Source organism: Microtetraspora fusca, assembly GCF_001570365.1.
GTDB lineage: Bacteria > Actinomycetota > Actinomycetes > Streptosporangiales > Streptosporangiaceae > Microtetraspora > Microtetraspora fusca.
On the sequence record NZ_BBYK01000041.1, the window covers coordinates 125,247 to 151,547 of the forward strand.

A 26,301-nucleotide genomic window follows, 5' to 3' on the forward strand; every position below is an offset into this window, starting at 1 on the left:
GCGCTCGCTCACTTGCCGCCCTCCTGCACCGTGTTGAGGATCCGCACGCCCCGGAACAGCGCCGACGGCGTGCCGTGGCTGACCGGCGCCACCTGCCCCGGCTGGCCCTTGCCGCAGTTGAAGGCGCCGCCGAGCACGTACGTCCCCGGGCCGCCGACGGACTCCATGGAGCGCCAGAAGTCGGTCGTGGTCGCCTGGTAGGCCACGTCGCGGAGCTGGCCGGCCAGCCGGCCGTTCTCGATCTTGTAGAAGCGCTGGCCCGTGAACTGGAAGTTGTACCGCTGCATGTCGATCGACCAGCTCTTGTCGCCGAGGACGTAGATCCCGCGCTCGACCCGGGAGATCAGCTCCTCGGTGGAGGGGCCGCCCTCGGCCGGCTGGAGGGACACGTTGGCCATCCGCTGCATCGGCACGTGACCGGGGGAGTCGGCGAACGCGCACCCGTTGGAGCGCCCGAAGCCCTTCACCAGGGCCATCCGCCGGTCGAGCTGGTAGCCCACCAGCACGCCGTCGCGCACGATGTCGAACGACTGCCCCTCGACGCCCTCGTCGTCCCAGCCGATCGTGGCCAGGCCGTGCTCGGCGGTGCGGTCGCCCACCACGTTCATCACCGGCGAGCCGTACTCCAGGGTGCCCAACTGCTCGAAGGTGGCGAACGAGGTGCCCGCGTACGCCGCCTCGTAGCCGAGCGCGCGGTCCAGCTCGGTGGCGTGGCCGATCGACTCGTGGATGGTCAGCCACAGGTTGGACGGGTCGACCACCAGATCGTACGAGCCGGCCTGGACCGAGGGCGCCTTGAGCTTCTCGGTCAGCAGGTCGGGGATCTCGGCCAGCTCGGCCGGGAAGTCCCAGCCGGTGCCGGTCAGGTACTCGAAGCCGCGGCCGACCGGGGGCGCCAGGGTGCGCATGTCGTCGAACCGGTCGCCGTCGGTGCGCATCGCGGTCAGCACCGGATGCAGCCGCACCCGCTGCTGCGTGGTCACCGTCCCCGCCGTGTCGGCGTAGAACTTCTGCTCCTTGACCTGCATCAGCGAGGCCGAGACGTGGTCGACCCGGCCCAGCAGACCGGCCGACCAGCCGCCGAGCAGCTCGACCTTCTCACGCAGCGGCACGTCGAACGGGTCCACGTCGTACGCGGAGACCCAGGTGACGTCGGCGTGGACGGGCTCGGGCGCGAGCTCGATCGGCTCGCGGTTGATGGGCGCGCTGACCTCGGCGACCCGCACCGCCTCCTCGGCGGCACGGACGGCGGCCTCGGGCGTCAGCTCGACGCCGGAGGCGAAGCCCCATGTGCCATCCTTGATCACTCGTACGGCGAAGCCGAGGTCGTCGGCGTCCATGGAACCCTCGAGCCGCGCGTCGAACAGGCGAAGGGTCTCCGAGCGCACCCGCTCCAGGCGGAACGCCGCGTGCTCGGCGCCCAGGTCACGGGCGCGCTGCAGGGCCGCGTCCGCCAGCCGCCTGAGCGGCAGGGCGAGGAAATCGGGATCGATCTGGCGCATGTCCACGATCCTAACCCTGTGATCTTGTGGCCTGCGGACAAGTGGGTTACCCGGCGGTAGCCGATAGCGTCCCGTGCATGGCTCGTTCTGTTCTCGTCACCGGCGGCAACCGCGGCATCGGTCTCGCCATCGCCCGCGAACTCGCCGCCGCCGGCGACGCCGTCGCCGTGACCTACCGCTCCGGTGAGCCCCCGCAGGGCCTCTTTGGCGTCCGCTGCGACGTGACCAATTCGGCGGACGTGGACGCCGCCTTCGAGAAGGCCGAGGCCGAGCACGGCCCGGTGGAGGTCGTGGTCGCCAACGCCGGCATCACCAAGGACACGCTGCTGCCGTTGATGAAGGAAGAGGCCTTCACCGACGTCATCGACACCAACCTCACCGGCGCGTACCGCGTCGCCAAGCGGGCGGTGCGGCCGATGCTGCGGCTCAAGCGCGGCAGGATCGTGCTGATCTCCTCGGTCGTCGCCATGCTCGGGTCGGCCGGCCAGACCAACTACGCCGCCTCCAAGGCCGGGCTGATCGGCTTCGGCCGGTCGCTGGCCAGGGAGCTGGCCTCGCGCGGCATCACGGTCAACGTCGTCGCGCCCGGGTTCGTCGAGACCGACATGACCGCCGTGCTCGACGAGGCCCAGCAGGAGGCGATCCGCAAGAGCATCCCGCTCGGCCGCCAGGCGAGCGCGGACGAGATCGCGAAGGTCGTCAGGTTCCTGGCGAGCGACGACGCCTCCTACGTCACCGGCGCCGTCATCCCCGTGGACGGCGGCCTCGGAATGGGCCACTGACCTCCTGGAACCACCCCGGAAGGCATTCCGGCACGGACGAGAACGGGTGGCCGAGGGCCACCGGGAACTGGAGCTGACACATGGGTCTGCTGGACGGCAAGCGGCTGCTGGTCACCGGCGTCCTCACCGACTCCTCGATCGCCTTCAGCGTGGCGAAGCTGGCGCAGGAGGAGGGCGCGAGCGTCGTGCTGACCGGCTTCGGCCGCCTCAGCCTGGTCGAGCGCATCGCCAAGCGGCTGCCCGAGCCGCCGCCGGTGATCGAGCTGGACGTGCAGAACACCGAGCACCTCGACACTCTCGCCGACCGCGTGGGCGAGCACCTGGGCGGCCTGGACGGGGTCGTCCACTCCATCGGCTTCGCCCCGCAGACGTGCCTGGGCGGGAACTTCCTCAACACGAGCTGGGAGGACGTGGCGACCGCCCTCCACGTCTCCACCTACTCCTTCAAGTCGCTCGCCGTCGCGTGCCTGCCGCTGATGAAGGACGGCGGCTCGGTCGTCGGCCTCGACTTCGACGCCAGCAAGGCGTGGCCGGTCTACGACTGGATGGGCGTGGCCAAGGCGGGGCTGGAGTCCTGCTCCCGCTACCTTGCGCGCGACCTCGGCAAGCACGGCATCCGGGTCAACCTGGTCGCCGCCGGGCCGCTGCGCACCATGGCCGCCAAGAGCATCCCCGGCTTCCAGGAGTTCGAGGAGAGCTGGCCGGAGAAGGCTCCCCTCGGCTGGGACCTGACCGACACCGAGCCCGCGGCCCGGGCCTGCCTCGCCCTGCTCTCCGACTGGTTCCCCGCCACCACCGGGGAGATCGTGCACGTCGACGGCGGCGTCCACGCGATCGGGGCCTGACCCGGTCGTCGTCCCTCCCACCGCCGCCGCGCCGCCGCACTCGTCGTGCGGCGGCGCCGTCGGCGACCGGGGCTCAGGCCAAGTGATTCACGGCCGTACGGTTCAAGCCCTGCGGTTCGTGACTCCTCCGCTCCCTGAAGGGAGCGGCTTCTCGCTTCCCTCGGCCGAGGTAGGCGACGGACAAGCCCTGCCCGTTTCGAACAGCAGAACCATATCGAGGAAGCGATTCCCCTGCCGGGGAAACCCGGCAGTCCCCTCACTAGATCTGATGGCCGCGCGGCTCACGCCATGCGGTGGCGGCCCGGCGAGCCGGTGAGCCGGATGCCCTCGAAGGGCATCGACTCGGGAACGTTCGCGCGGGCGCGGCGCGCCGACACCACACGGGTGGCGAGCACCGCCGACAGCAGCAGTGCCGCGGTCAGCGCCGTCTCCATGCCGTTCTGCGACCGCCGCGCCGGGATCGCCGCGCCCTTCATGTGGGTGGCCAGCCCGGGGACGTACTGCCCCGGCCACAGCAGCGGGATGCCGACGTCGTCCGGGTTCACCGTGAGATCGACCGGGCGGATGGGCCGTCCCTCGTCGATCAGGTTCGGCCGGTTCTCAGGGGGGCGGATGGGTTCGGTCGGGAGGGTGCCGTCCCCGGCCTCGCCGCGCACCGTGCCCGCCTCGGTCTCTCCCGCCGAGTCCTCGCCGGACGGCTTGGCCGTGCCGCCCCCTGCGTCGCCGCAGGCGGCGCCGGAGGCCCCCAGGAGGCAACCGTCTTTCTCCGTGTGGGTCAGCCCTCCGGTCAGGTCCACCGCACCTCGCACGACGTCGTTCACGGCGCCCACCGCGCCCCCGACGGCGCCCCCGACGGCTCCGCCGACCCCGCCTCCCGGCGATCCTGAGCCGGAACCACCCGTGCCGCCCGTGCCGCCCGTACCGGCCTGAGTGCCCAGCGCGTGGCCGAGTCCCTTGACCGTGCCGTTCAGAGTGTCCGTGACTCCGCCGACCGTCCCGTTCAATGTGTCCGTGACCCCGCCGACCGTGCCTCCGAGGGTGTCGGTCACGCCGCCGACGGCGCCTCCGAGCGTGTGGGTCAGGCCGCCGACCGTATCGCCGAGCCCGCCGCCGCTGCCGAGGCCGCCCACCGTGTCGGTCACCCCACCCACGGTCGTGCTCAGCGTTCCCGCGACGCCGTTCACCGTCTTGCCGAGGGTGCCGGTCACGCCGTTGACCGTGCCGTTCACCGTTCCCGTCACACCGCCGACCGCCGTGTCGACCGCGCCGCTGAGCCCTGACGTCGCGCCGCCGGTCGCCGCGTCCAGCGTGCCGGTCACGCCGTGGACCACCGAGCACAGTCCGTTGGTCACGCCGGACAGGATCCCGCTGCCCGTGCAGTCGGCCGCCTGCGCCGGCTCGGCCGCCAGCAGGGGGACTCCCACGCTGAGGGCAACCGCCAGCGCCCCCGCAGAGATCGCGGACGTATGACGTCCGAGCTCCATATGCTCCCCTTCCCGAATCCCGGATTCGTCGTTTCCCCGCTCGTCGGACGCGTCCGCCGCCCCGCCGCCACCCCGACCCGGCCACGCCCCGCCGTAGACGTACGGCGAATATCGTGGAATATCGGGTGAAGGTGACGGGCGGCATGTGCCGGACGATCCCTACGACTCCCACTCTTTTCCCATGCGCCCCGTTTTTTCGCCGAAAGTTGCGATTCGGTATCGATGCGTGATACGCGAGAAGAACTCTCGTTTTTACGCTGGGGCGCCGGAAATCGACGTCGGGGCGGCTCAGGAGTCGGAGACGTCGTCGAGGGCTTCGCGGATCTCCCACGGGAGGGCGAGCTGCTCGGCCTGGAGGACCCCGAGGAGCTGGGCGTGCGTGCGCGCGCCGACCACGGCGGCCGACACGCCCGGGCGGTCCCGGACCCACGCGAGGGCCACCGCGAGCGGCGACACGCCGAGGCCGTCGGCCGCCGTCGCGACCGACTCCACGATCCTGCGGCACCGCTCATCCAGGTACGGCCGGACGAACTCGGCGAAATGCGGCGTCGCCGCGCGGGAGTCCGCGGGGATGCCGGTGCGGTACTTGCCGGTCAGCACGCCCCGGCCGAGCGGCGACCAGGCCAGGAAACCGGCGCCGACGTGCGCGGCGGCCGGGAGCACCTCCTGCTCCGCGTCCCGGGCGAGCAGGGAGTACTCCCCCTGGGCGCAGACGATGGGGGCGCGGGAGTCGGCCGCGCGCTGCCACACCGCCGCCGCGGCGAGCTGCCACCCGGCGTAGTCGCACACACCGGCGTAGGCCGTACGGCCCGAGGAGACGGCGAGATCGACGGCGGCGAGCGTCTCCTCAAGCGGGACGTCGGGGTCGAAGGCGTGGAGCTGCCAGAGGTCCACATCGTCCACCCCGAGCCGCGACAGGGAGGCGTCGAGGGCCCGGATGAGATGCCGGCGCGAGGCGTCGGGCCGTCCGCCGGGGGTCAGCACCGCCTTGGTGGAGATCACCAGCTCGTCGCGCCGCACCACGTCGCGGAGCAGGCGGCCGATCAGCAGCTCGGCGTCGCCGCCGCCGTAGACGTCGGCCGTGTCGATCAGCGTGCCCCCGGCCTCGACGAACGCGGTGATCTGGGCGGTCGCCTCCTCGGCCCCGGTGTCGCGGGCCCAGGTCATCGTGCCGAGTCCCAACCGGGACACCGACAGACCGCTGCGCCCGACAAGTCGCTGATCCATTGTCAGGCCAGATTAGCGCGTCGAACCGTTTAGGCTGGCCCATCGTGGACTCTCTCCAGGCCATCGTGCTCGGCATCGTGCAGGGGCTCACCGAGTTCCTGCCCATCTCAAGTTCCGCGCACCTGCTGATCGTGCCGAAGCTGCTGGGGTGGTCCGATCCCGGCGCCGCCTTCACCGCGGTGATCCAGCTCGGCACGATGCTGGCGGTGCTCATCTACTTCTGGCGCGACATCGTCCGGATCCTGTGGACCTGGCTGCGCAGCCTGTGGACTCCGGACCTGCGCGGCCATCTCGACGCCCGCATGGGCTGGTACATCGGCCTCGGGACCGTTCCCATCGGCGTCGCCGGCCTGCTGTTCAAGGACGCGATCGAGGGCCCGGCGCGCAACCTGTGGCTCAACGCCGGCATGCTCATCGCCTTCGGCCTGCTGCTGCTCGCCGCCGACCAGATGGGCCGGAAGAAGAAGGAGGTCGCCGACCTCGGCCTGCGCGACGGCCTGATCATCGGTGCCTGGCAGATGCTGCCGCTGATCCCCGGCGCCTCCCGGTCCGGCTCCACGATGACCGGCGCGATGTTCCTCGGGTACACCCGGGAGGCCGCCGCGCGGTACTCGTTCCTGCTGTCGATCCCGGCGGTGGTCCTGTCCGGCCTGTTCGAGCTGCGCCACGTCGGCGACGGGGGAGGCGTTGCCCCGGTGCCGACCGCCATCGCGACCCTCGTCTCGTTCATCGTCGGGTACGCCTCGATCGCCTGGCTGTTGCGTTATGTCGCCAAGCACTCGACCATCGTGTTCGTGGTCTACCGGGTCTTCGCGGGCGCCTTCCTGCTCACGCTCCTCTCGCTGGGCGTGATCTCCTCATGACGACCCTCCTGCTCCTGCGGCACGGCCTCACCGCGATGACGGGACCGGTGCTCGCGGGCTGGACGCCGGGCGTCCACCTCGACGAGCGCGGGCGAGCGCAGGCCGAGGCGCTCGCCGCGAGGCTCGCGCCCCTCGATCTCGACGCCATCGTGTCCAGCCCGCTCGACCGCTGCCAGGAGACCGCGCACGAGGTGGCGCTGCGCCAGGAGCGGTGCCGTACGGTCCAGACCGACGACCGCTTCGGCGAGTGCGGCTACGGCGACTGGACCGGCCGGCCGATCGAGGAGCTGGCCCGCGAGCCGCTCTGGCAGGTCGTCCAAGCCCACCCCAGCGCCGCGGTGTTCCCCGGAGGTGAGGCGCTCGCCGACACGCAGAGCCGCGCCGTACGCGCCGTGCGAGAGTGGAACGACCGGCTGGGCGAGAAGGCGACCTACGCGGTCTGCACCCACGGCGACGTGATCAAGGCGATCGTCGCCGACGCCCTGGGGCTGCACCTGGACCAGTTCCAGCGGATCACCGCCTATCCCGCCTCGCTCACCGTCATCCGCTACACCCCCTTGCGCCCGTTCCTGCTCAGGCTCAACGACATCGGCGGTGACGTGGCGGATCTGATCCCTCCCAGCGAGGTTCCGGAGGAGCACGGCGGGGGAGAAAACATCACCGGGAGCGATGCCGCCGTCGGCGGCGGACCCGGGACCGCGTAAGGTCGGGTTATGCCGGTCTTCGACTACGATCCGCCTGACAGGTTCGTGGCCGGTGCCGTCGGGCAACCGGGAGCACGGGCCTTCTTCCTGCAGGCCCGCGGCCAGGGCAGGATCACCACGGTCGCGCTTGAGAAATTCCAGGTCGCCGTGCTCGCCGACCGGCTCGACGAGCTGCTCGACGAGGTGCTGCGCCGCACCGGAGGCAGCGCGCCCGTCCCCGCCTCCGCACCCGTCGAACTCGCCGACGACGCCCCGCTCGACCTGCCGATCGACGAGGACTTCCGGGTGGGCACGATGGCGCTCGCCTGGGATCCCGAGACCTCACAGGTGATCATCGAGGCGCAGGAGGCCACGGCCGCCGAGGAGGAGGAGGACGAGCTGTTCGACTCCGACGAGGGCGAGCTCGCGGTCCTGCGGGTGCGCATCAGCCCCGCCGCCGCACGGGCGTTCAGCAGGCGGGCCCTCGACCTCGTCGCCGCCGGCCGTCCGCCGTGCCCGCTCTGCGGGCAGCCTCTGGGGTCGGAGGGGCACATCTGCGTACGTCTCAATGGACACCACCCCGGGGGAATGTCGGCGTGAGCGAGCGAGGCGGCGGGGCGGGCGAGCCGCCCGGGGGCGCGGGCGGCGCGCCGGGCAGGGGGGCCGGATGACCGCGGAGAGCGATCCGGCCGTCGGCACGGACGGCGTCGCCGGGCTGGACGACGCCACGGCGCTCCGCCTGCTGCGTGACGGCGCCCTCGATGTGGCCGGCCGTCTGGTCGAGGCCACGAACATGACGCTCTACTGCTCGGTGCGCCTGGACGAGCTCGTCGCCGCCTGCGTCTACAAGCCGGTACGCGGCGAGCGGCCGCTCTGGGACTTCCCCGACGGCACGCTGGCCGCCCGCGAGGTCGCCGCCTACGAGGTGGCCGCGGTCACCGGCTGGCGGATCGTCCCCCCGACGGTCTACCGCGACGGTCCCTTCGGTCCGGGCATGGTCCAGCTCTGGATCGACGCCGACCCGGCCGTCGACCTGCTGGCCCTGATCCGCGGCCGGACCTCCGGGCTGCGCCGGATGGCCGTCTTCGACGCCGTCGTCAACAACGCCGACCGCAAGGGCGGGCACCTGCTCCCGCTGGCCGACGGGCACATCTACGGCGTCGACCACGGGGTCTGCTTCTCCGTGGAGGACAAGCTACGCACCGTGCTGTGGCAGTGGCGCGGCAAGCCGCTCTCCCGCGAGGCCGTCTCGGTCCTGGTGCATCTCGAGCGCGAGATCGACAAGGGCCGGTTGGGGCGCCGGCTGCGCGAGCTCCTCACCCAGGCCGAGGTGGAGGCCACCTGGCAGCGCGTACGGCGGCTGCTCGAGGCCGGCGTGCACCCCTACCCTTCCGATGACTGGCCCGCGGTTCCGTGGCCACCGATTTGAGATATTCGGCACACTTGTGTGAATCGTTCGAACCATGCACTCTGCATGCGTCTCTACCGATTCTGGAGGGAAACCAGCGTTGTGCACGGTGATCGTCAGCGTCGACCCCGAGGCCCGGGTGCCGGTGCTCCTCGCGGGGGTCAGGGACGAGTTCGTGTCGCGGCCGTGGATGTCCCCGGCGCGATACTGGCTTGCCCATCCCGGGCTGATCGGCGGGCGTGACCTGCGGGCCGGCGGCACCTGGCTGGCCGTCGACCCGGCCAACCGGCGGGTGGCCGCCCTGCTGAACGGGGAGGGGACGGCGGCGCCGGAGGGGGTCCGGCGTTCCCGCGGCGACCTGCCGCTGCGCGCCGCGGACGTGGGCGAGCTGCCCCGGATCGACCTCGCCGCCTACGATCCCTTCCACCTCGTCGTCGGCGGCCTCGACGGCGTACGGCTGTGGAGCTGGAACGGCGAGCGGGTGACGGAGGAGAAGCTGCCCGCCGGCGTCCACATGATTGTCAACGCCGGATGGGAGCGCGGCGACGACCATCCGCGCGTCAGCCGGTTCCGGCCGAGGTTCGCGGCGGCGGCGCGCCCGGCACGCCTGGGCTCCGGTTCCCCGCGCAGGTTCTGGGGGGAGTGGCTGCCGATCGCCTCGGGAGACGGCCTGGCCTTGGACGACCCCCGCGCCCTCGTGTTCCGGAAGGTCCTCGACGGCGGCCAGATCTTCGCGAGCCTCTCGGTCACCCTGGTGGCCCTGGCGGACGAGGGCGTGCGCTACGACTTCTGCCCGGTTCCCGGAGACGTCACGTCCTGGCACCAGGTCGAGACGGCGTGACCGGCGGGGAGGGGGAGGACCGTCCCGCTGATCTTTCCGGGCAGTCTGGGGGATATGTCGGAAACCGCCCGGGTGATCCGAGCTCTCCGCGGCGCGGATAGGCTCGGGTTCATGCGATCGTGGTCTGCTCCGAACATCCCCACCCTGCCCGGTTCGGGTCTCCCCCTGCGCCTGTACGACACCGCCGTGCGAGAGGTCCGCGAGACCAGGCCGGAGGGCGAGGCCAGGCTGTACGTCTGCGGCATCACCCCCTACGACGCGACCCATCTGGGGCACGCCAACACCTACCTGGCGTTCGATCTGGTGAATCGGGCGTGGCGGGACGCCGGCCACGAGGTCCACTACACCCAGAACGCCACGGACGTGGACGATCCGCTTCTCGAACGCGCCCAGGCGACCGGCGTGGACTGGCAGGAGCTGGCCGAGCGCGAGATCGAGCTCTTCCGCACCGACATGGAGGCGCTGCGGATCGTCCCGCCGCGCGAGTACGTCGGCGTGACCGAGGTCGTCGACCAGGTCGCGGAGCTGATCGGGAGGCTCGGCGACCGGGGCGCCACCTACCGGCTCGGCGAGGACGTCTACTTCTCGGTCGCGGCGGCGCCGAAGTTCGGCGCCGTGTCGGGTTACTCCGAGGAGCGGATGCTCGAACTCTTCGGCGAGCGCGGCGGCGACCCCGACCGCGAGGGCAAACGCCACCCCCTCGACTGGCTGCTGTGGCGCGGCCACCGGCCGGGCGAGCCGTCCTGGCCCTCGCCGTTCGGCCCGGGCCGTCCCGGCTGGCACGTGGAGTGCACCGCGATCGCGCTGGCGAACCTCGGCACCGGCTTCGACGTCGCCGGCGGCGGCTCCGACCTGATCTTCCCCCACCACGAGATGGGCGCCTGCGAGGGGCACGTCGCCACCGGCGAGTGGCCGTTCGCCCGCGCGTACGTGCACGCCGGCATGGTCGCCCTGGACGGCGAGAAGATGTCCAAGTCCCGGGGCAACCTCGTCTTCGTCTCCCGCCTGCGGCGGAACACCGACCCGATGGCCGTACGGCTCGCGCTGCTGGACCGGCACTACCGGACGGACTGGGAGTGGACGCCGGACCAGCTCGCGGAGGCCGAGGCCAGGCTGGCCCGCTGGCGGGCGGCGGTGGCGCGTCCCTCCGGCTCGGACGGCGGGGCGGTGCTGGACGAGGTCCGGAAGCGGATCGCCGCCGACCTGGACGCGCCGGGCGCGCTGCGCGTGATCGACCGGTGGGCCGAGGAGGAGGGGACCGACACGCAGGCCCCGGCACTCGTCCGGGACGTCGCCGACGCGCTGCTCGGGGTCGCGCTGTGACCGTCGCGACGGCGTCGCCGACGGTCAGCTGACTCTCAAGCTTCTCACAGGCACGCCTCAACCCCGGCTGCTTGCGTGAGGGGTGCTATAGCGTTTGAGCCGAGGCCGGAGGCTCTGAACGTGGGCCGGCCCAAAGGGGAGACACGGTGCGTGTTCGATTCCGCCGATGGGCCGGCACGGCCGCCTGTGCGGCGATTCTGGGGCTCATCCTGATCGCCTGCTCGTTAGGTGGCGGCGCGTCCGGCCAGGCGGTCTCCGGGGCGGAGGTCACCGCCACCGAGGACGCCGCGACCGCGTCCACCTGGCCCGTCTTCGGCTTCACACACACGCAGTACACGGTGGACTACGGTCAGCGGCAGGCGCTCAGGACCGCCCGCAACGCGATCGCCGAGAAGCGCGTCCTGCAGAACCAGCACATCATGGGCTTCGGCGCGCTCAACCCCGAGCCCCGACCCGGCGAGTACGACTTCGCCAGCCTGGACGCGCGGATCGACCTCATCCGCAAGACCCACGGAATCCCCGTCATCACCCTGTGCTGCGCGCCCGACTGGATGAAGGGCGGCACCCCCGGCCGTACCGACTGGAACCACATCGAGGTGGCGCCGCTGCCCGAGCACTACCAGGACTTCGCCGACCTCGCCGCCCGGATCGCCCGCAGATATCCCGACGTCACCCACTTCATCGTGTGGAACGAGCTCAAGGGCTTCTTCGACGAGGACAAGCACCGGTGGAACTACGAGGGTTACACCGACATGTACAACCGGGTCTACCAGGCGCTCAAGGCCGTCAACCCCAAGATCGAGGTCGGCGGGCCGTACCCGGCCCTGGGTGGGTTCGACGCGCCGTCGGAGCTGCACGGCGACTGGGGCAACGTGGACCAGCGCGTGCTCGACGCGCTGAAGTACTGGATCAAGCACAACAAGGGCGCGGACTTCATCGTCGTGGACGGGACGTCCGAGAGCGACAAGGGGATGGTCCCCGACGAGTTCGGCGCGCTGAAGAAGTTCTCCGCCGTCAACGCGTGGCTGCACCGGCACACGAACCTGCCGATCTGGTGGGCCGAGTGGTACGCCGAGCCGGCCCGCTCCGGCTGGCCGGAGAACAAGCGGCTCGCCGTCCACGCCGCGGCCATGATGGAGTTCGCCCGGAGCAGGACCGCCGCCGCCCTCTACTGGAGCCGTCAGGAGGAGAGGCAGGAGTGCCCCGAGGGCTGCCTCTGGACGAACCCGCGTGAGGCGGACGGCGGGCGGCCGAGTGCGATGCTCCGCCTCATCCAGGAGTTCGCCCGCTCGTTCCCCCGCGGCACCCCGATCGTGCCGGTGGACGTCTCGCCCGCGTCCGTACGGGCGCTCGGCCAGGCGGACCGAATCGTCGTCGTGAACACTCAGAATGAATCGGTCAAAGCGACAATTGACCGAAAAGCCGTCGATCTTGCTCCATATGAGGTCCGCTGGATTTCTCGCGGGCGATAATCCGTTCCGGTAGCATTTTTCGGCATGAGCGACCACAACTGGCCTTCCGTTGCGGCCGTCATCTGCACCCGTGGTGACCGCGCCGCCTTTCTGCGGGAGGCGGTCGAGTCGATCGTCGCCCAGGACTATCCGGGTCGCATCGCCGTGATGGTGGTGTTCGACCGCGCCGAGCCCGACGAGAGCCTCACCGAGCTGGGCACCGGCCCCATGCGCGAGGTGCGGGTCATGCTCAGCGACCGCCGTCCCGGGCTGCCGGCGAGCCGGAACGCGGGCATCCTCGCCACCGACTCCGACCTGGTCGGCTTCTGCGACGACGACGACGCCTGGTTGCCCGGCAAGCTCACCGGCCAGGTCAAGGCCCTGCGGGCGCGGCCCCGCGCGCTGTTCGCCTCCTGCGGCGCGGTGACCACGTACGACGGGTGGTCGGCCGAGTGCATGTGGCCCAAGCCGCAGATCGCGCACGCCGACCTGCTCATGTCGCGGGTGAAGGAGGCGAACGCCGACTCCTTCCTCGTCTACCGCAGCGCGCTCCTCGGCCCGATCGGGCTGTTCTCGGAGGAGATCCCCGGCGGCTTCGCCGAGGACTACGAGATGCTGCTGCGCGCCGCGCGCCACTCGCCCATCGTGTACGCCCACCAGGTGGGGGTCCGGGTCCGCGGCCACGGCCGCACGTCGCACTTCACCGGCGACTGGGAGACCATCGCCGAGGCCAACGAGTGGCTGCTTTCCACTTATCCCGAGTTCCGCTCCGAGCGCCGGGGGTTCGCCCGTGTGGCGGGGCAGATCAGCCTGTCCTGGGGCATGCTCGGCCGGCGTGGAGCGGCGCTGCGCTGGGCGTGGCGCGCGTTCCTGGCCAGCCCGCTGGAGATCCGGTCGTACGTGGTGACCGCGCTGGCGATGCGTGCGGTGAGCCGCTCCTGGGTCCAGCGCCGCCTCAACGCCGCGGGGGCGACCTCCTGACCGCCGTCCCTCAGGTGAGGGTGTCGGCGAGCCGGGCGATGCCGTCGATCAGCGGCGGGACCGCCGCGATGCGCCCGGCCGCGTGGACCGGCCGGATCCGCCGGAGCTGGGTGCGCAGCCACTTCTCCGTCGGCGCCACGCGCAGCCGCAGCGATCCGTACCCGTCGCCGATGCAGGACCGGGTGTAGGCGAAGGGGCCCTGCCCCCGGTACGGATCGACGGTGACGCAGCCGTAGGCGTACCCGGCGGCGCGGACCGCGTCGAGCACGCGCTCGTCGGCGAAGCCGTACGGGTAGCAGATGCCGTCCGCGGGCTGGCCGGTGATCTCGCGCAGGATCTCGCGGCTGCGGGTCAGCTCCTTGGCCAGGTCCTTGTCGTCCAGCGTGGTCAGCGCGGTGTGGGTCAGGCCGTGCGAGGCGATCTCCATGCCGGCGTCGGACGCGCGCCGCAGGTCGTCCGCGCTCATCAGCTCCTTGCGCGGGCCGGGCTCGTCCCACTTGTTGTATTGGCTCAGCAGTCCCGACACGATGTACAGGCTCGCGGTGAAGTCGTAGCGTCGGAGAACGGGAAGCGCGTGCTCCATGAAATCGGCGTACCCGTCGTCGAAGGTGAGCGCGATCATGCCGCTCCGGTCATCGGCGGAGAGCAACTCCCGCATCGTCACGCCGCGCTTGTCCTGCTTGTAGATCCATCTGATCTGCGATTCGAAATTCTCAGGAGTGACAGTCAGCGTGTAGGGATCGTACGTGTAGTGATCGACTGAGTGATACATCCAGATCGCAGGCACTCAAGAAGTGTAGGAATTCAATTAGCGCGCCTTCGAGTTCGTGATCGCATCGTGACGTACATGCGCGTGGCGAAAGCCGCACCTTCTCACAAACCCCATGAATAACGGATCGCGCTGCTACGATCACGGTCATGAGCGAAGAGCGCCCGCTTTCGGTGGCGGCCGTCATCTGCACCCGCGGTGACCGTGCCGAGCTCCTGCGGGAGGCGGTGGAGTCGATCGTTCGCCAGGACTATCCGGGCCGGATCACCGTCATGGTGGTCCACGACCGGGTGGCGCCCGACGAGAGCCTCACCGAGCTGGGCGCGGGCCCCGCGCGCGAGGTGCGGGTCATGCTCAGCGACCGCCAGGCGGGGCTGCCGGCGAGCCGGAACGCCGGCGTCCTCGCCACCGACTCCGACCTGGTCGGCTTCTGCGACGACGACGACGCGTGGCTGCCCGGCAAGCTGTCCGCGCAGGTCGCCGAACTCGAGCGGCGTCCCGACGCGGGCTCCGTCGCCTCCGGTGCCGTGTCCCTCCACGACGGCTGGACCAGCGAGTGCGTCTGGGGCAAGCCGGAGATCACCTTCGCCGACCTGCTGCGCTCCCGGGTGAAGGAGGCGCCGCCGTCCTCGTTCCTGATGCGCCGCGACGTGCTGCTCGGCCCCGTCGGGCTGTTCTCGGAGGAGATCCCCGGCGGCTTCGCCGAGGACTACGAGATGCTGCTGCGCCTGGCCGCGCACGCCCCCGTGGCGTACGTGCGGCAGGTGGGGGTGCGGATCCGCGTGCACGGCCGCACCTCCCACTTCACCGGGAACTGGGCGGTCATCGCCGAGGCGCTGGAGTGGTTGCTGCGGGAGTACCCCGACTTCGCCGAGATGCGCCGCGGGCACGCGCGCATCGCCGGGCAGATCGCCCTGTCCAAGGGCATGCTCGGGCAGCGGCGCGAGGCGCTGCGCTGGGCCTCGCGGGCGTTCCGTGCCAGCCCGCTGGAGGTCCGCTCGTACGTGGCGGCGGCGATGGCGCTGCACGCGGTGAGCCGCTCGTGGGTGCTCGCCCGGCTGGCGGCCGCCGGGGCCACGAGCTGACCGCGCCGCCACACTTTCGTCTTCCGCCCGACGACCCCATACGGGGTCACTCCGCCGCGCCGCCGTCGCCGCTCGAGCCCGCCGCGGCCCCGCGGCGCAGGTTCCCGTACCGCCGCAGCACCCGGTCGGCGACGCCGTACAGGCGCGGCCGGTCCAGCACGTACTGCTTCGCCGACCGGACGGGGGAGTGGCGGACCCAGTGCAGCGCGGCCCCGGCGGAGCGGCGGCGCACGCACCCCTCGGACACCAGGTGGCCGCTCGTGCGCAGGTTCTGCTTGTAGTCGTCGCCCTTGCTGACGCTCCAGTCCATCTGGGTGATGCCGTCCTGCGAGGCGGCCTTCGCCATCAGCAGGTGCTGGACCAGCCCGGGGGAGTACTTGGAAAACTCCGCGTCGTAGGCGGGGAACCAGCCGGCCAGCAGCGGGCCCGACCGCAGCCCGATGTGCCCGGCGATCGGCGTGTCCCCGGCGTACAGCATGGTCAGCAGGCCCGTGCAGCCGGGCGCGCGGCCGGCGTGCAGCCGCTCGACCAGCTCGACCACCCACGGCTGCCCGAACCGGTCCGGGCGGCCGATGCGGCGGTACTGGCTCGACTTCCACCGCATCAGCGTGCGCAGGTCGCCGATGTCGGCGCTGTGCAGCTCCACCCGCAGCGGCCCGACGTCGCGGCCGAGCTTGCGCTCGCGGTAGAGGCCCATCTTGAGCGTGCGCGGCGCGTTGGCCTTCACCTTGGCCAGGTAGTCGTCGTATCCGCCGCCCACGTCGATGAGCACCGACTCCGCCTCGAGCGTGGCGTACGGGGCGAACCACGGCTGGCCGCCGACCAGGAACTCGAACTCCCAGACGGCCAGCCCGCAGCCGCGCAGCAGGGCCGCGGCGTCGAACTCGGCCCCCGGCCGGTGGACGACGCCCTGGGCCAGCGAGACCCAGCCCGCGATCGGCTTTCCCACCCCCATCGGATGGCGTTCGAACGGGAAGAAGCCGACCGTGCGGTTCCCCTCGGAGAGCACCCCGACGAAGGCGTCGTCCCGCACCTCGCCGACGGCCATGGTGAATTCCGGGGAGAGGAACGGGCTGGCCAAATGCGGCTGGGAGTCCTGCATCGACCGCCATTCCGCCTGTTCGCCGGGGCCGAGTTCATTCGGGCGGATGACCGAGATCTGCATGAGATCCTTTCGCGGCGGGGGAATGCCCATTCTAGGGTGACGGAATGCCGCGATGTGGGATCCTTTGGGAGTGAAGCTCACCGCTGATCTCGACATTGCGAAGCTGGACTTCTGGGAGCGGCCCGTTTCGGAGCGACACGAGGCTTTCGCGTGGCTCAGGGAGCAGGAGCGTCCTTTGTTCTTCGCCCAGCCCAAGGTTCCGCTGGCGCGCGCGGGCAAGGGTTTCTACGCGCTCGTCCGCCACTCCGACGTGACCGAGGCGAGCAGGAACGGCGCGGTTTTCGCCAACAGCCCGGCGGTTACCAATCCAGAACCCCCCAAATGGGTGAAATACATCTACGGCGACTCGCTGGAGAACAAGGACGCCCCCGAGCACACCCGGCTGCGGCGGATCGTCTCCCGCGCGTTCGCCCCCCGCATGATGGCGCGGCTGGAGGAGCCCATGCGGCGGCGCGCGGAGCAGGCCGTGAGCGTCCTGGCCGCGCACGGTCCGGGCGACTTCGTCGAGCTGGTCACCCAGGACTACACCACGCACGTTGTCTGCGACCTACTGGGCATCCCGGACGAGGAGCGGCCGCAGGTCCTGCGCTGGGTCCGCGACACCGTGGAATACCAGGCGGTGCGCAGCGACCCGAAGGGGATGCTGCGGCACGCGCTGAAGAACACCAGGGCCACCTTCGGCCTGCGCAACCTGGTGATCCGGCTGGGCCGGCAGCGTCGCCGGGACCCCGGCGACGACGTCATCTCGGCCCTGGCCAACGCCGACGTCGAGGGCGAGCGGCTGACCGGCATGGAGCTGGGCGCGTTCTTCCTGCTCCTTGTGGTCGCCGGCATCGACACTCCCGGCCACACCATGTCGCACGCCCTCGCGCTGCTGAGCGAGCACCCCGAGCAGCGCGAGCTGCTGCTCTCGGACTACGACCGCCACATGCCCGGCGCCGTGGACGAGATCGTGCGCTACGCCTCGCCCATCACCCAGCTCCAGCGCACCGTGACGAAGGAGTACGAGCTGCGCGGGCAGCGGCTCGCCCCCGGCGACAAGGTGGTGCTGTTCTACAACTCCGCCAACCGGGACGAGCGGGTCTTCACCGACCCCGACGTCTTCGACATCACCCGCGGCCCCAACCCGCACGTCGCCTTCGGCGGCCCGGGCGCCCACTACTGCCTGGGCGCCCACCTGGCCAAGCGCGAGCTGACCGTGCTCTTCCAGGAGCTGTTCACCCGCCTGCCGGACATCCGGCTCGCCGGGCCCCCCGAGCCCATGGTGTCCACGTTCAACCACGCCATCCGGCGGCTGCCCGTCACGTTCTCCTGAGCCGGGCGTAGGTCTTGAGCACCCGGTCCGCGCGGTCGCGCAGGGCGGGGTTGGCCAGCACGGTGTTGCGCAGCGTGCGCACCGGCGTGCGGGCCAGCCATTGCACGGCCGCGCCCGGGGACGGCCGGGCCACCCGGCCCTCCGCCACCTCCAGGTCGCGGGTCTTGAGCTTCTCCTTGTAGTCCTTCTCGCCCCGGCCCATGTCGATCAGCGTCAGGCCCGTCTCGGCGAAGTCCCTGGCGATGTCCAGGTGCATGACCATGCCGGGGGAGTAGCGGGCGTACTCGACGTCGTAGGTGGGGAACCACATGCACAGCCGGGTCCCGGTGCGCAGGCCGAAGTGCCCGGCGATCAGCCGGTCCCCGGCGTACAGCAGTGACAGGGCGCCGCCGAAGCGGTCGGTGCGGATCGCGTGCAGCCGCTCCACCAGCTCGACGATCCACGGATGCGCGAACCTGTCCATGCGGCCGGTCCTGCGGTACTGCGCGGACTTCCAGGCGAGCAGCTCGCGCAGCGCGGCGCCGTCGGCGGACTCGGCGACGTGCATGACCTCGCCCACCTCGCGGCCGAGCCGTCCGCGCTGGTAGCGCGTCATCTTGTGCGTCTTCGGGGAACGCCGCCGCAGCTCGGCGAGGTACGCGTCGAACCCGTCGGCGATGTCGATGGCCGGGGACGGGAAGCGGGCCGTGTGGTGGGGGAGGAACATCGGCTGCGCCACGGAGAGATGGTCGAACTCCCACGTGGCGAGGCCGGCGGCGCGCAGCAGCCGTCCGGCGTCGAGATCCAGGCCCTGCGCGTACACCATGCCCTGCAGGTCGGTGAGACCCGCCGCGACCGGGCGGCCGATGCCGAGGCGGTGTTTCTCGAACGGAAAGAATCCCGCGATTCCCGAACCGTCGCCGATGACGGCCACGCGCACGTACGGACGGAGGATCCCGACGGTCTGGACGAACTCGGGGGACAGAAAGGGATTGTCCTGTTCCGGATCCGCGTCCTGGAACTTTCGCCATCGATCGAGTTCCGGTTCGCCGAGATCGCTGGGATGGATCACAGAAATCTGCACCACGCCATAATCTCGCTTTAAAGCAGATAAGCGACCCCAAACGCCCGCAAGGTCTATCTGGCATCGATATTCTTTCGCGCGTGGGACGGCACTCGACCGGTACGGGATCGCCTCGTTGGCCGCTCGCGGTCGGCCTCCTCGTGATGACGATCGCCGCGATGGCGGCGATCCTGGGGAGCGCCGCCGCCCGGCGCTCCGGCGGCTCGGGCGGCGCGACGACGGCGCCGCGCCCGGTCGCCGCGGTGACGCCGCTCTCCTTCGAGGGGTCGGCGGGGCCGCCCGAACGGTGGCCGCGCTGGGGCATGACCCACACGCAGTACAGCGTGACCGAGGACGAGCCGGCGGCCGCGGAACGCGCGCGAGAGGCGCTGGGCGCCCGGCCCGTCGTGCAGAACCAGCACATCATGGGGTTCGGGGCGGGCAACCCGGAGCCCGAGCCGGGGGCGTACGACTTCTCCTCGCTGGACGAGCGGGTGCGGCTCATGGCGGAGACCGGGGCGGCCCCGGTCATCACACTCTGCTGCGCCCCCGACTGGATGAAGGGCGGTCGCCCCGGCGAGACCGACTGGAGCCTGCTGGAGATCGCCCCGCGGCGCGAGCACTTCGCCGACTTCGCCCGGCTGGCCGCCGCCGTGGCCCGGCGCTATCCCGACGTCCGCCACTTCATCGTGTGGAACGAGTTCAAGGGCTTCTGGGACGGCCCGCGCCGGGAGTGGAACGCCGCCGCCTACACCGAGCTGTACAACCAGGTGTACGACGCGCTCAAGGCGGTCAACCCGGAGATCAAGGTGGGCGGGCCGTACGTGCCGGTGGCCGGCCGGGCCGGGGACGGGGCCGGCTCCGAGGTCGCCGGTCCCTGGGGCGCGGTGGACCACACGGTGCTCAAGGCGGTGGACTACTGGCTGCGCCACAAGCGGGGTGCGGACTTCGTGGTCGTCGACGGCGGGGTGACCGGCGAGGACGGCCGGTCCCGGCCGGACGAGTTCGGGGCGCTCGGCAAGTTCGGCGCGATGACCAGGTGGCTGCGCGAGCGCTCCGGCCTCCCCGTGTGGTGGGCCGAGTTCTACCCCCTGCCCTGCGCCTCGCTGGAGCCGGGCGGCTCCTGTCCCGCGCTCGACTGGGACGAGCGGCGCCGTACGGCGGTGACGGCGGCGGCGCTGATCGAGCTGGCCGCGAGCGGCGCGGACACCGCGCTCTACTGGGACACCCACCGGCCGAAGACCCCCGACTGCCCGCTCTGCCTGTGGTCGGGAGACGACGGCGCCCCGCGGCCCGCTCTGGGGCTGCTGCAGGACTTCGCCCGCTGGTTCCCCGAAGGGACCGACCCGGTCGCCGTGGACGTCTCGACGCCCCAGGTGCGCGCTCTCGGCGGTGCCGGGCGGACGGTCGTCGTGAACACGACCGACCGCCGCCTCACCGCCAGGGTGGACGGCCGCGAGCTGACGCTCAAGCCGTACGAGGTGCGCTGGACGGACCGCTGAGCGGCTGACCGTCAGAGGCCGAGCGTGAGGAAGCGTTCCACCACGACGGCCAGCGCGATCACCATCAGGACGGCCGCGGCCTGGATGAGACGGCGGCGCGTCCGCGTCCGGGACGACCCGGTCAGCCGCATCGTCTCGGCCGAGACCAGCGTGCCGGTGTACAGGACGACGGCGGCGACGCCCACGGGCGTCCAGGCGGTGCCGCCGGGCGGGGTCACCGTGAGGTCGGGGGCCGGGGGGACCGAGCCCGCCGGGGGCCGGCGCAGCGCGTAGACCGCGGCGTCCCGGTTCGCGTACAGGGTGACGAGGTCGGGTGAGGCGGCCATGGCCCTGCGCATCCGGACGCCCCAGTCGCGGGGGAACCCGTCGCCGAGCGGGTCGGTGACCTCCATCATGGTCTCCTGGCTGCGCGCGGCCAGCAGGAAGGTGCCCGGCCCCGTCTCGCGCAGCGCCGCCACGATCGGCGCGACGTCCGTGGGATCGACCGGCGGGGAGACGCCCAGCCACTCGATCCGCTCGACGTGCTTCTCGCGCCACGGGATCACGCTGTAGGCGGTGTCGCCCGTCACCGTGCCGGGCTTCTCCTCGGTCGGGGTCAGCATCAGGACGCGGGCGCTCGGCTCGTCGTGGGCGTAGATGTAGTCGAGCGCCGCGGCCTCGCCGGAGGTCACCCGCTCGAACTGCTCGTTGCCGTACTTCGCGATGTAGAAGCCACCGGCGAGGGCGACCACGGTCACGAAGGCGAGCGCCATCGGGAGGCGGGTCCGCAGCCGCACCAGGGCGGAGCGCGCCGGCCGGGTCTCGCGGACCTCGCGCAGCCGCACGCTGTCGGGCGAGCTGGGGAAGAACGCGTACGCCGCGAGCAGGCAGGCCCCCGGCAGCATGAAGAAGTAGACGCGCAGCCCCATCTCGCCGCCGTAGCTCTGCATGGCCATGGCGGACACCGGCAGCACGGTCAGCACCAGGGCGACCCGGTCGATCACCCTGCGCCGCAGCCGGCGCAGCAGGCCGATCCCGGCCAGCAGCGCGAGCGCGGCGGCGAAGCCGAGCCGCACCTTCAGCACGAGCGCGTGCAGCGGGTCGCCGGTCGAGGCGGCGATCCGGCCGGTGGTGTTGGTGGTCAGGTTGTTCACCAGCGACCCGAAGGCGCCGAACATGTCCCCGAGGTGACCCGCCCAGTACGGCGTGGCCAGGTAGCTCACCCAGGCGACGGCCAGCCCGCCGACCAGCCACGGCAGCGTGCCCAGCGAGCAGCGCCGTACGATCACCAGGCCGAGGGCGGCGGAGGTCATCATGAACGGGGTGATCTGGTGGCTCGCGGTGGCCGCGGCGCCGAGCAGGATCAGGACGGCGAACAGCACGATCCGCGTCATCCCGTCCGCGGGGCGGGAGGTGAACTCGCCGGGGTCCGCCGCGTCGAGCAGCCGTGCGATCCGGCCGAACACCGTGCGCGGCGGCTTGACCGGCTCGGCGCGCTCCTCCCTGCCGAACCAGGTGACGATGATCGCCAGGAACAGCAGGTACATGAAGTACGTGGTGCCCTGCGGCGAGAAGTAGTCCTGGCCGATCCACTGGAGGGTGACGAACAGGATCGCGGCCAGCCACTTGGCCCGCCGGTCGGCGCGCATCCGGCGCAGGATCAGCAGCAGGGGGACCAGGTAGAGGACGTTCGCGGCGACCGGGTACCAGTTGATGAACTGGCGCAGGTCGTCCATGCCCATCGCGCTGCCGACGAAGGCGAACAACGAGAAGAACCCCGGCCAGCTGAAGCGCGCGTCCAGGCCGGGCAGCGTCTCGCCGCTGCGCGCGATGAACTCCACGAACCCCGCGTGCAGCCAGGCCGTCGGGAACCGCGGCTCGTCGGAGACGAGCGCCGACGCGCCGTGCAGGCAGAAGGTGACGGCGAAGAGCTGCAGGAGCAGCAGGACCGGACGGTAGCGGCGCTGCGTCAGCGTCACGAAGAACGACGCGATGAGCAGCGCCAGTCCGCCGAGCGCCACCGGAGGGAGGACGGAGACCAGGCCGAGGCCGTTCATCCGGTTCGCGTCGACGCCGGTCAGCGAGGTGCGTGGGGCGACCAGCGCGATGACGAAGATCGCGAACCCCTCGATCGCGAGCATCGGCAGCACCCAGCGTCGCGCCCGCTCCGGCCAGCCCGGCGCGGGGCCGCCGGCGCGGATCGGCACGGCCCGGCCGAGCGAGGAGACGAGGGCGCCGGCGCGGTGGGGGATGGTGGCCACGGAGACCATCATGCGTGAGACCGGGCCGGCCGGGGCGCGTCCGGGGACGATCAACGCGCCCAGCAGGGAGGGCGTGATCGCGAGCGCCACCGAGAGCTGCGCGATCAAGAGGGCCGTGCCCACGCCGTTGATCCCGAGGCGGGGGAGCAGCAGGAAGGTGCCGCCGAACGCGAGGGCGCACATCGCGCCCTGGACGACGGCGAGCGTCCTGGCGCGGCTGCGCGCCCGCAGCACGCCCAGATAGATCTCGATCACCGCGCGGGGCAGAGCCGCAAGCGCGATGAGCCGCAGCAGGGTGGTCGCGTGCGCGGCGTGCCCCGGCCCGAACACCGCCATGACGTACGGCGCGAGCACGACGACGGCGAGCACGGCCGGGCCGAGGACCGCCAGCGAGCGGGCGAGCGCGCGACGGGCGTGCTGGGCGAGCCCGGCCGAGTCGAAGACGCCCTCCACGGTCAGCGAGGAGGCCATCGTGAAGGCCAGCATCTCCAGGATGCCGCCCAGCATGCCGGTGCTGTAGTAGTAGTTGTACGTCGTCGCGTCCACGTGGACGCCCACGATCACGGGCAGCAGATACGTGATCGCCAGGATGAACGTGGATCCCAGGTAGTCGCCCGCGAGGAACCGTCCGACGGCGTGCAGGGCGGGCGGCGTGCGGTCCGCCGTGTCGCGCGCGTGGCGCGGGACGAGCCTGCGGAACATCAGCAGGTTGACCGGCAGCACGGAGAGCGCGACCGCGACCACCCACGACACGGTGATCCCGGCCGCGGGCAGGATCCGGGCCAGCGCGACCAGCAGCACGATCTTGACGAGGCTCGACCCGATGGTGCTGAACGGGACCCAGGTCGCCTTTCGCAGCCCGGTCAGCGCCACGTCCTGGAGGGTGAAGACGACCCAGACGAGCACCGCGCCGAGGAACAGCGTCCCCGGGCCGAGCCCGGCCAGGTCGCGGTAGTTGTCCCCCCACCGGTCCAGGGTGAGCAGGAAGACCACGGTCGCGAGGCCCGCCGCGGCGAGGGAGACCAGGTAGACCGTGCGGATGAACCGGCCCGTCGCCCGGCCGGCGTCTGGGATGAACCGCGTGAGGGTGCCGACGAAGCCGAACGACGTGATCGCGGCGAGCAGGCGCATCGCCCCGATCGCGGCCATCGCGCGGCCGCCGTTCGCCGTGTCGTACAGGCGGGCCGCGAGCACCCAGTAGATCAGGCCGAGGCCGCCGGAGCCGATCGCGCTGACCATGAGCGCGTACGCGTTCCTGAGCAGGGGGTCGCGCAGGCCGAGGGTGAAGCGTGCGCGGCGAGTCGCGCGCCCCTGATCCTCCCGCGTCACGTCGTCGGGCGTCGTGCGAGGGAGGATCTCAGTCACGGGGCTGCTTCCAGCGGTACAGCGGGTACCCCCACATCGGGCCGGGCGGCGAGCACGCGCCGCGGGCGATGGCACGGCAAGATCGACGTGATTGTCCGGCAGGACGCCGCCGCGCCGCAAGGGGAACCGCGAAGCGGCGGGGTCGTGCGAACGGTCACGCGGCCCCCTGGTCGGCCGCGGCGGACGGGGCCTGGGCGGAGGTCCGGACGGGCGCCTCGGTCCGCTTCCCACGCTCGCGCAGGATCGTCCTGAGCACCCGCCAGCCGTCCCGGACGGCGTGCAGGTTACTCGTCCCATGAATGCGGCTGCGCTCGTGGCTGGGGATCTCGTGCACGCGCAGCCCGGCCTTGGCGACGCGGATGTTCATCAGGGTCTCGACTTCGAAACCGTCGCAGTCGAGGCCGAGCACGTCCAGGTGGCGGGCCCAGAAGGCGTTGTAGCCGTAGCACAGGTCGGTGTAGCGGGTGCCGTAGAGCCGGTTGACCAGCGTGCTGAGCACGAAGTTGCCGAGGCGCCTGCTGAGGGTGATGTCGTCGCTCCCGCCGCCGCTGGCGAACCGCGACCCCTTGGCGTAGTCGGCGCCGGCGACCAGCGCGCCGACGAACCTGATGATCTCGCGGCCGTCGGTGGAGCCGTCGGCGTCGATCATCACGATGATGTCGCCCGTGCAGGCGGCGAACCCGGCGGCCAGCGCGTCGCCCTTGCCCTTCCCGCTCTGCTGGACCACGCGCAGGCCGGGACGCAGCCGCCGGGCCACGGCGACGGTGTCGTCGGTCGAGTTGCCGTCGACCAGGACGACCTCGCTCACCCAGCGGGGGAGCGTGGCGAAGACGTGCGGCAGGTTCTCGGCCTCGTTGAGGGCGGGGACCACGACGCTGACGCGCGGAGATATCGCCATATCAGGCGTTAGACGGATAAATCCGTCACTAGACGGCTTGTGAGTGAATGCCGTTAAATGTGAACGTGAGATAGATTTGGTGCTCTCGGGGTTCATGTTATGAGGATCCTCCGGGGGCATTCGGGGCATGGTGCTGGCGGCGCCATCGGGGCGGGGGCACGTTGCCCGTCGCTATCAGCGAGGACGTTGGAACGTACCTGTTAGGTCTCGCGACGGCCCGATCAGGTTGGCAGGACGACCGAAAATCCGCCGGAAAACGAGGGCTACGTTACATTCCTGATCTATGTCCCGGGGGGTCGATCGCGCGGTACGCATTTTGTCCCGATTTTCCAGCGGATCTCGTGCAATGCCCCCACCCTCGCCGAACTCGGTCTTCGCGCCGACGCGGGGCACGGGATCGGAGGAGAGGAAAACCGCGTAACCCCCGGCGGCGACTGATCGTTAAACTCATCTGACCAAGCTCGCAGTAGCGTGTCAACGCTGACGTCTGGATCCGTCGTCCCGTTTACCCCGTTCCCAAAACGTGATCCAACCGTCGTACGCCGCGTGGCCGGCCGCTTCGCATGGCGGCTCGCCGGCCGCCCGACCGGGCCGTCGACGACGGCCGGCGTCACATCGGCGCGCGGGCGTGGGAACGGTCCGGTCCCACACCCGCGCGGAATCGGTCAGTCCGTCAGGTCGTGCCGTCCCAGGGCAGGGCCGTGCTCGAACGGCACGCCGCTCCCGAGGAAGTCCCCCCTGCCCGGCAGCGCGAGCCGTCGCGGCGGCCGGCGCTCGAACGGCACCGGCGGCGCGGCCTGCGCCGCCCGGGCCGCCAGGGCGGCCGCCTGCGTGGGGTCCTGGAACTGCGCCATCCGCCGGACCACCCGGCGGCGCAGCTCCGGCAGGTACGCGTAGAGGCTGTCGCCCGGACACGATGTGGGGTTGAGGTCGCGGTGGCCGATGATCGCCACGGTCGGGTCGAGCCCGTAGACCCCGCAGAGCCAGGCGGCGAGGCGGGTCAGCGCGACGATCTGCCGGTGCGGAGGCAGCTCCCTCATGTACGTGCCCTCGGTCTCGATGCCGAGTGTGTGGTCGTTGTGGTTGGCCGTGTGCGCGCCGATCACGTGCTCCCCGCGGGCGATGGCGGTGAGCGTGCCGTTCCTCCCCTCCATGACGTAGCCGCCGCGGCTGACCGTGAACTGCTGGCCGATGTCGTCCCAGCCGTTGCGGGACATGTGGTACCGCTGGATCGCCTGCGACAGCCGGAAGGCGGCGTCGAGCCCGGTGTCGGAGACGTTGGCGGTCGCGGTGTGGTGGACGACGATCCGGTCCGGCCCGTGGTGCACCACCTGGGCGCGCCGCCGCGGCGGTTGGGCCCGCCCCTCCTGCCGGGTATGGATGCGCGGCGCGAGGGGTAACGCGGTTCCCACGGTGAGCCGGGCGATCGGCGCGGCCCCCCTCATGCCGACACCCGTCGCGCCCGCGCCGGTGATGCCGTCCGCGACCGCCGTGCCCGCGCCGGTCATGCCCGCCGAGCCTGCGCTCGCG

Annotated in this window: 22 protein-coding genes; 13 read left to right on the plus strand and 9 right to left on the minus strand. The window is 71.5% G+C overall.

Annotated elements, in window-relative coordinates; genetic code table 11:
• Nucleotides 1-8: 8 nt before the first annotated feature.
• The gene (locus AWQ68_RS07950; RefSeq protein WP_066937027.1) at nucleotides 9-1,502 is read right to left on the minus strand and encodes a TldD/PmbA family protein; all 1,494 of its coding nucleotides are present in this window, start codon (nucleotides 1,500-1,502) and stop codon (nucleotides 9-11) included.
• Between the two features lie 77 nt (nucleotides 1,503-1,579).
• Between AWQ68_RS07950 and AWQ68_RS07955 the strand changes: the two genes are divergently transcribed.
• The gene (locus tag AWQ68_RS07955) at nucleotides 1,580-2,284 is read left to right on the plus strand and encodes a beta-ketoacyl-ACP reductase (RefSeq protein ID WP_066937030.1); all 705 of its coding nucleotides are present in this window, start codon (nucleotides 1,580-1,582) and stop codon (nucleotides 2,282-2,284) included.
• Nucleotides 2,285-2,364: 80 nt separating this feature from the next.
• Nucleotides 2,365-3,129, plus strand: coding sequence for an enoyl-ACP reductase FabI (gene fabI / locus AWQ68_RS07960; RefSeq protein WP_066937033.1), 765 nt, complete (start codon nucleotides 2,365-2,367; stop codon nucleotides 3,127-3,129).
• 281 nt (nucleotides 3,130-3,410) lie between these two features.
• Here the strand turns inward: fabI and AWQ68_RS07965 are convergent, their stop codons facing one another.
• Together AWQ68_RS07965 and AWQ68_RS07970 are read right to left on the minus strand one after the other, a co-directional pair.
• On the minus strand, nucleotides 3,411-4,613 hold the full coding sequence (locus AWQ68_RS07965; RefSeq protein ID WP_066937036.1) for a hypothetical protein: 1,203 nt from the start codon (nucleotides 4,611-4,613) through the stop codon (nucleotides 3,411-3,413).
• Between the two features lie 288 nt (nucleotides 4,614-4,901).
• Entirely contained in the window at nucleotides 4,902-5,840 is a 939-nt protein-coding gene (locus AWQ68_RS07970) for an aldo/keto reductase (RefSeq protein WP_066937039.1), read from the minus strand.
• A 44-nt stretch (nucleotides 5,841-5,884) separates the two neighbouring features.
• Here AWQ68_RS07970 and AWQ68_RS07975 point away from each other — a divergent pair, with 44 nt between their 5' ends.
• The 8 genes from AWQ68_RS07975 to AWQ68_RS08010 all read left to right on the plus strand — a co-directional run bounded on the left by AWQ68_RS07975 (nucleotide 5,885) and on the right by AWQ68_RS08010 (nucleotide 13,390).
• On the plus strand, nucleotides 5,885-6,703 hold the full coding sequence (locus AWQ68_RS07975) for an undecaprenyl-diphosphate phosphatase (RefSeq protein WP_066937041.1): 819 nt from the start codon (nucleotides 5,885-5,887) through the stop codon (nucleotides 6,701-6,703).
• Nucleotides 6,700-7,407, plus strand: coding sequence for a histidine phosphatase family protein (locus AWQ68_RS07980; RefSeq protein WP_066937043.1), 708 nt, complete (start codon nucleotides 6,700-6,702; stop codon nucleotides 7,405-7,407). The genes AWQ68_RS07975 and AWQ68_RS07980 overlap by 4 nt, the downstream gene beginning before the upstream one ends.
• A 9-nt stretch (nucleotides 7,408-7,416) precedes the next feature.
• Nucleotides 7,417-7,986: a DUF3090 family protein gene (locus AWQ68_RS07985; protein WP_066937047.1), complete on the plus strand. Its 570-nt coding sequence runs from the start codon at nucleotides 7,417-7,419 to the stop codon at nucleotides 7,984-7,986.
• A 67-nt stretch (nucleotides 7,987-8,053) separates the two neighbouring features.
• Nucleotides 8,054-8,815 (plus strand): SCO1664 family protein, encoded by a 762-nt coding sequence (locus tag AWQ68_RS07990; RefSeq protein WP_066937050.1) that lies wholly within the window; start codon nucleotides 8,054-8,056, stop codon nucleotides 8,813-8,815.
• 88 nt (nucleotides 8,816-8,903) lie between these two features.
• The gene (locus AWQ68_RS07995) at nucleotides 8,904-9,635 is read left to right on the plus strand and encodes an NRDE family protein (protein ID WP_306306795.1); all 732 of its coding nucleotides are present in this window, start codon (nucleotides 8,904-8,906) and stop codon (nucleotides 9,633-9,635) included.
• Nucleotides 9,636-9,746: 111 nt separating this feature from the next.
• Complete coding sequence (mshC, locus tag AWQ68_RS08000) at nucleotides 9,747-10,958, plus strand: cysteine--1-D-myo-inosityl 2-amino-2-deoxy-alpha-D-glucopyranoside ligase (RefSeq protein WP_066937707.1); 1,212 nt, start codon at nucleotides 9,747-9,749, stop codon at nucleotides 10,956-10,958.
• A gap of 146 nt (nucleotides 10,959-11,104) precedes the next feature.
• Nucleotides 11,105-12,430 carry a GH39 family glycosyl hydrolase gene (locus AWQ68_RS08005; RefSeq protein WP_066937056.1) on the plus strand — a complete coding sequence of 442 codons (1,326 nt, stop codon included), beginning with the start codon at nucleotides 11,105-11,107 and terminating at the stop codon, nucleotides 12,428-12,430.
• A gap of 24 nt (nucleotides 12,431-12,454) precedes the next feature.
• Entirely contained in the window at nucleotides 12,455-13,390 is a 936-nt protein-coding gene (locus AWQ68_RS08010) for a glycosyltransferase family 2 protein (RefSeq protein WP_066937059.1), read from the plus strand.
• A 10-nt stretch (nucleotides 13,391-13,400) separates the two neighbouring features.
• Here the strand turns inward: AWQ68_RS08010 and AWQ68_RS08015 are convergent, their stop codons facing one another.
• A complete protein-coding gene (locus AWQ68_RS08015; RefSeq protein ID WP_218006804.1) occupies nucleotides 13,401-14,177 on the minus strand; it encodes a polysaccharide deacetylase family protein in 777 nt (258 codons plus the stop codon).
• Nucleotides 14,178-14,308: 131 nt separating this feature from the next.
• Between AWQ68_RS08015 and AWQ68_RS08020 the strand changes: the two genes are divergently transcribed.
• On the plus strand, nucleotides 14,309-15,244 hold the full coding sequence (locus tag AWQ68_RS08020; RefSeq protein WP_066937063.1) for a glycosyltransferase family 2 protein: 936 nt from the start codon (nucleotides 14,309-14,311) through the stop codon (nucleotides 15,242-15,244).
• Nucleotides 15,245-15,290: 46 nt separating this feature from the next.
• Here the strand turns inward: AWQ68_RS08020 and AWQ68_RS08025 are convergent, their stop codons facing one another.
• Nucleotides 15,291-16,409, minus strand: a complete 1,119-nt coding sequence (locus AWQ68_RS08025) for a GNAT family N-acetyltransferase (protein WP_066937066.1) — start codon at nucleotides 16,407-16,409, stop codon at nucleotides 15,291-15,293.
• Nucleotides 16,410-16,479: 70 nt separating this feature from the next.
• Here AWQ68_RS08025 and AWQ68_RS08030 point away from each other — a divergent pair, with 70 nt between their 5' ends.
• Nucleotides 16,480-17,724: a cytochrome P450 gene (locus tag AWQ68_RS08030; RefSeq protein ID WP_218006805.1), complete on the plus strand. Its 1,245-nt coding sequence runs from the start codon at nucleotides 16,480-16,482 to the stop codon at nucleotides 17,722-17,724.
• Here the strand turns inward: AWQ68_RS08030 and AWQ68_RS08035 are convergent.
• On the minus strand, nucleotides 17,711-18,787 hold the full coding sequence (locus AWQ68_RS08035; RefSeq protein WP_066937710.1) for a GNAT family N-acetyltransferase: 1,077 nt from the start codon (nucleotides 18,785-18,787) through the stop codon (nucleotides 17,711-17,713). The two genes, AWQ68_RS08030 and AWQ68_RS08035, sit on opposite strands and share 14 nt — an antisense overlap.
• An 80-nt stretch (nucleotides 18,788-18,867) precedes the next feature.
• Here AWQ68_RS08035 and AWQ68_RS08040 point away from each other — a divergent pair, with 80 nt between their 5' ends.
• Nucleotides 18,868-20,268, plus strand: coding sequence for a GH39 family glycosyl hydrolase (locus AWQ68_RS08040; protein ID WP_066937072.1), 1,401 nt, complete (start codon nucleotides 18,868-18,870; stop codon nucleotides 20,266-20,268).
• Between the two features lie 11 nt (nucleotides 20,269-20,279).
• Here the strand turns inward: AWQ68_RS08040 and AWQ68_RS08045 are convergent, their stop codons facing one another.
• The 3 genes from AWQ68_RS08045 to AWQ68_RS08055 form a co-directional block, all read right to left on the minus strand.
• On the minus strand, nucleotides 20,280-23,873 hold the full coding sequence (locus AWQ68_RS08045; protein ID WP_066937075.1) for a lipopolysaccharide biosynthesis protein: 3,594 nt from the start codon (nucleotides 23,871-23,873) through the stop codon (nucleotides 20,280-20,282).
• Nucleotides 23,874-24,027: 154 nt separating this feature from the next.
• On the minus strand, nucleotides 24,028-24,771 hold the full coding sequence (locus tag AWQ68_RS08050; protein ID WP_245655801.1) for a glycosyltransferase family 2 protein: 744 nt from the start codon (nucleotides 24,769-24,771) through the stop codon (nucleotides 24,028-24,030).
• A 665-nt stretch (nucleotides 24,772-25,436) separates the two neighbouring features.
• Nucleotides 25,437-26,301: peptidoglycan recognition protein family protein (locus AWQ68_RS08055; RefSeq protein ID WP_306306796.1), on the minus strand; the 865-nt coding region annotated here is incomplete at its 5' end.

Excerpts from the sequence above, each read along its gene's own strand:
- AWQ68_RS07950 (WP_066937027.1), bottom strand. The coding sequence starts at position 1,502 with ATGCGCCAGATCGATCCCGATTTCCTCGCCCTGCCGCTCAGGCGGCTG.
- AWQ68_RS07955 (WP_066937030.1), top strand. The coding sequence starts at position 1,580 with ATGGCTCGTTCTGTTCTCGTCACCGGCGGCAACCGCGGCATCGGTCTC.
- fabI (WP_066937033.1), top strand. The coding sequence starts at position 2,365 with ATGGGTCTGCTGGACGGCAAGCGGCTGCTGGTCACCGGCGTCCTCACC.
- AWQ68_RS07965 (WP_066937036.1), bottom strand. The coding sequence starts at position 4,613 with ATGGAGCTCGGACGTCATACGTCCGCGATCTCTGCGGGGGCGCTGGCG.
- AWQ68_RS07970 (WP_066937039.1), bottom strand. The coding sequence starts at position 5,840 with ATGGATCAGCGACTTGTCGGGCGCAGCGGTCTGTCGGTGTCCCGGTTG.
- AWQ68_RS07980 (WP_066937043.1), top strand. The coding sequence starts at position 6,700 with ATGACGACCCTCCTGCTCCTGCGGCACGGCCTCACCGCGATGACGGGA.
- AWQ68_RS07985 (WP_066937047.1), top strand. The coding sequence starts at position 7,417 with ATGCCGGTCTTCGACTACGATCCGCCTGACAGGTTCGTGGCCGGTGCC.
- AWQ68_RS07990 (WP_066937050.1), top strand. The coding sequence starts at position 8,054 with ATGACCGCGGAGAGCGATCCGGCCGTCGGCACGGACGGCGTCGCCGGG.
- mshC (WP_066937707.1), top strand. The coding sequence starts at position 9,747 with ATGCGATCGTGGTCTGCTCCGAACATCCCCACCCTGCCCGGTTCGGGT.
- AWQ68_RS08010 (WP_066937059.1), top strand. The coding sequence starts at position 12,455 with ATGAGCGACCACAACTGGCCTTCCGTTGCGGCCGTCATCTGCACCCGT.
- AWQ68_RS08020 (WP_066937063.1), top strand. The coding sequence starts at position 14,309 with ATGAGCGAAGAGCGCCCGCTTTCGGTGGCGGCCGTCATCTGCACCCGC.
- AWQ68_RS08025 (WP_066937066.1), bottom strand. The coding sequence starts at position 16,409 with ATGCAGATCTCGGTCATCCGCCCGAATGAACTCGGCCCCGGCGAACAG.
- AWQ68_RS08050 (WP_245655801.1), bottom strand. The coding sequence starts at position 24,771 with ATGGCGATATCTCCGCGCGTCAGCGTCGTGGTCCCCGCCCTCAACGAG.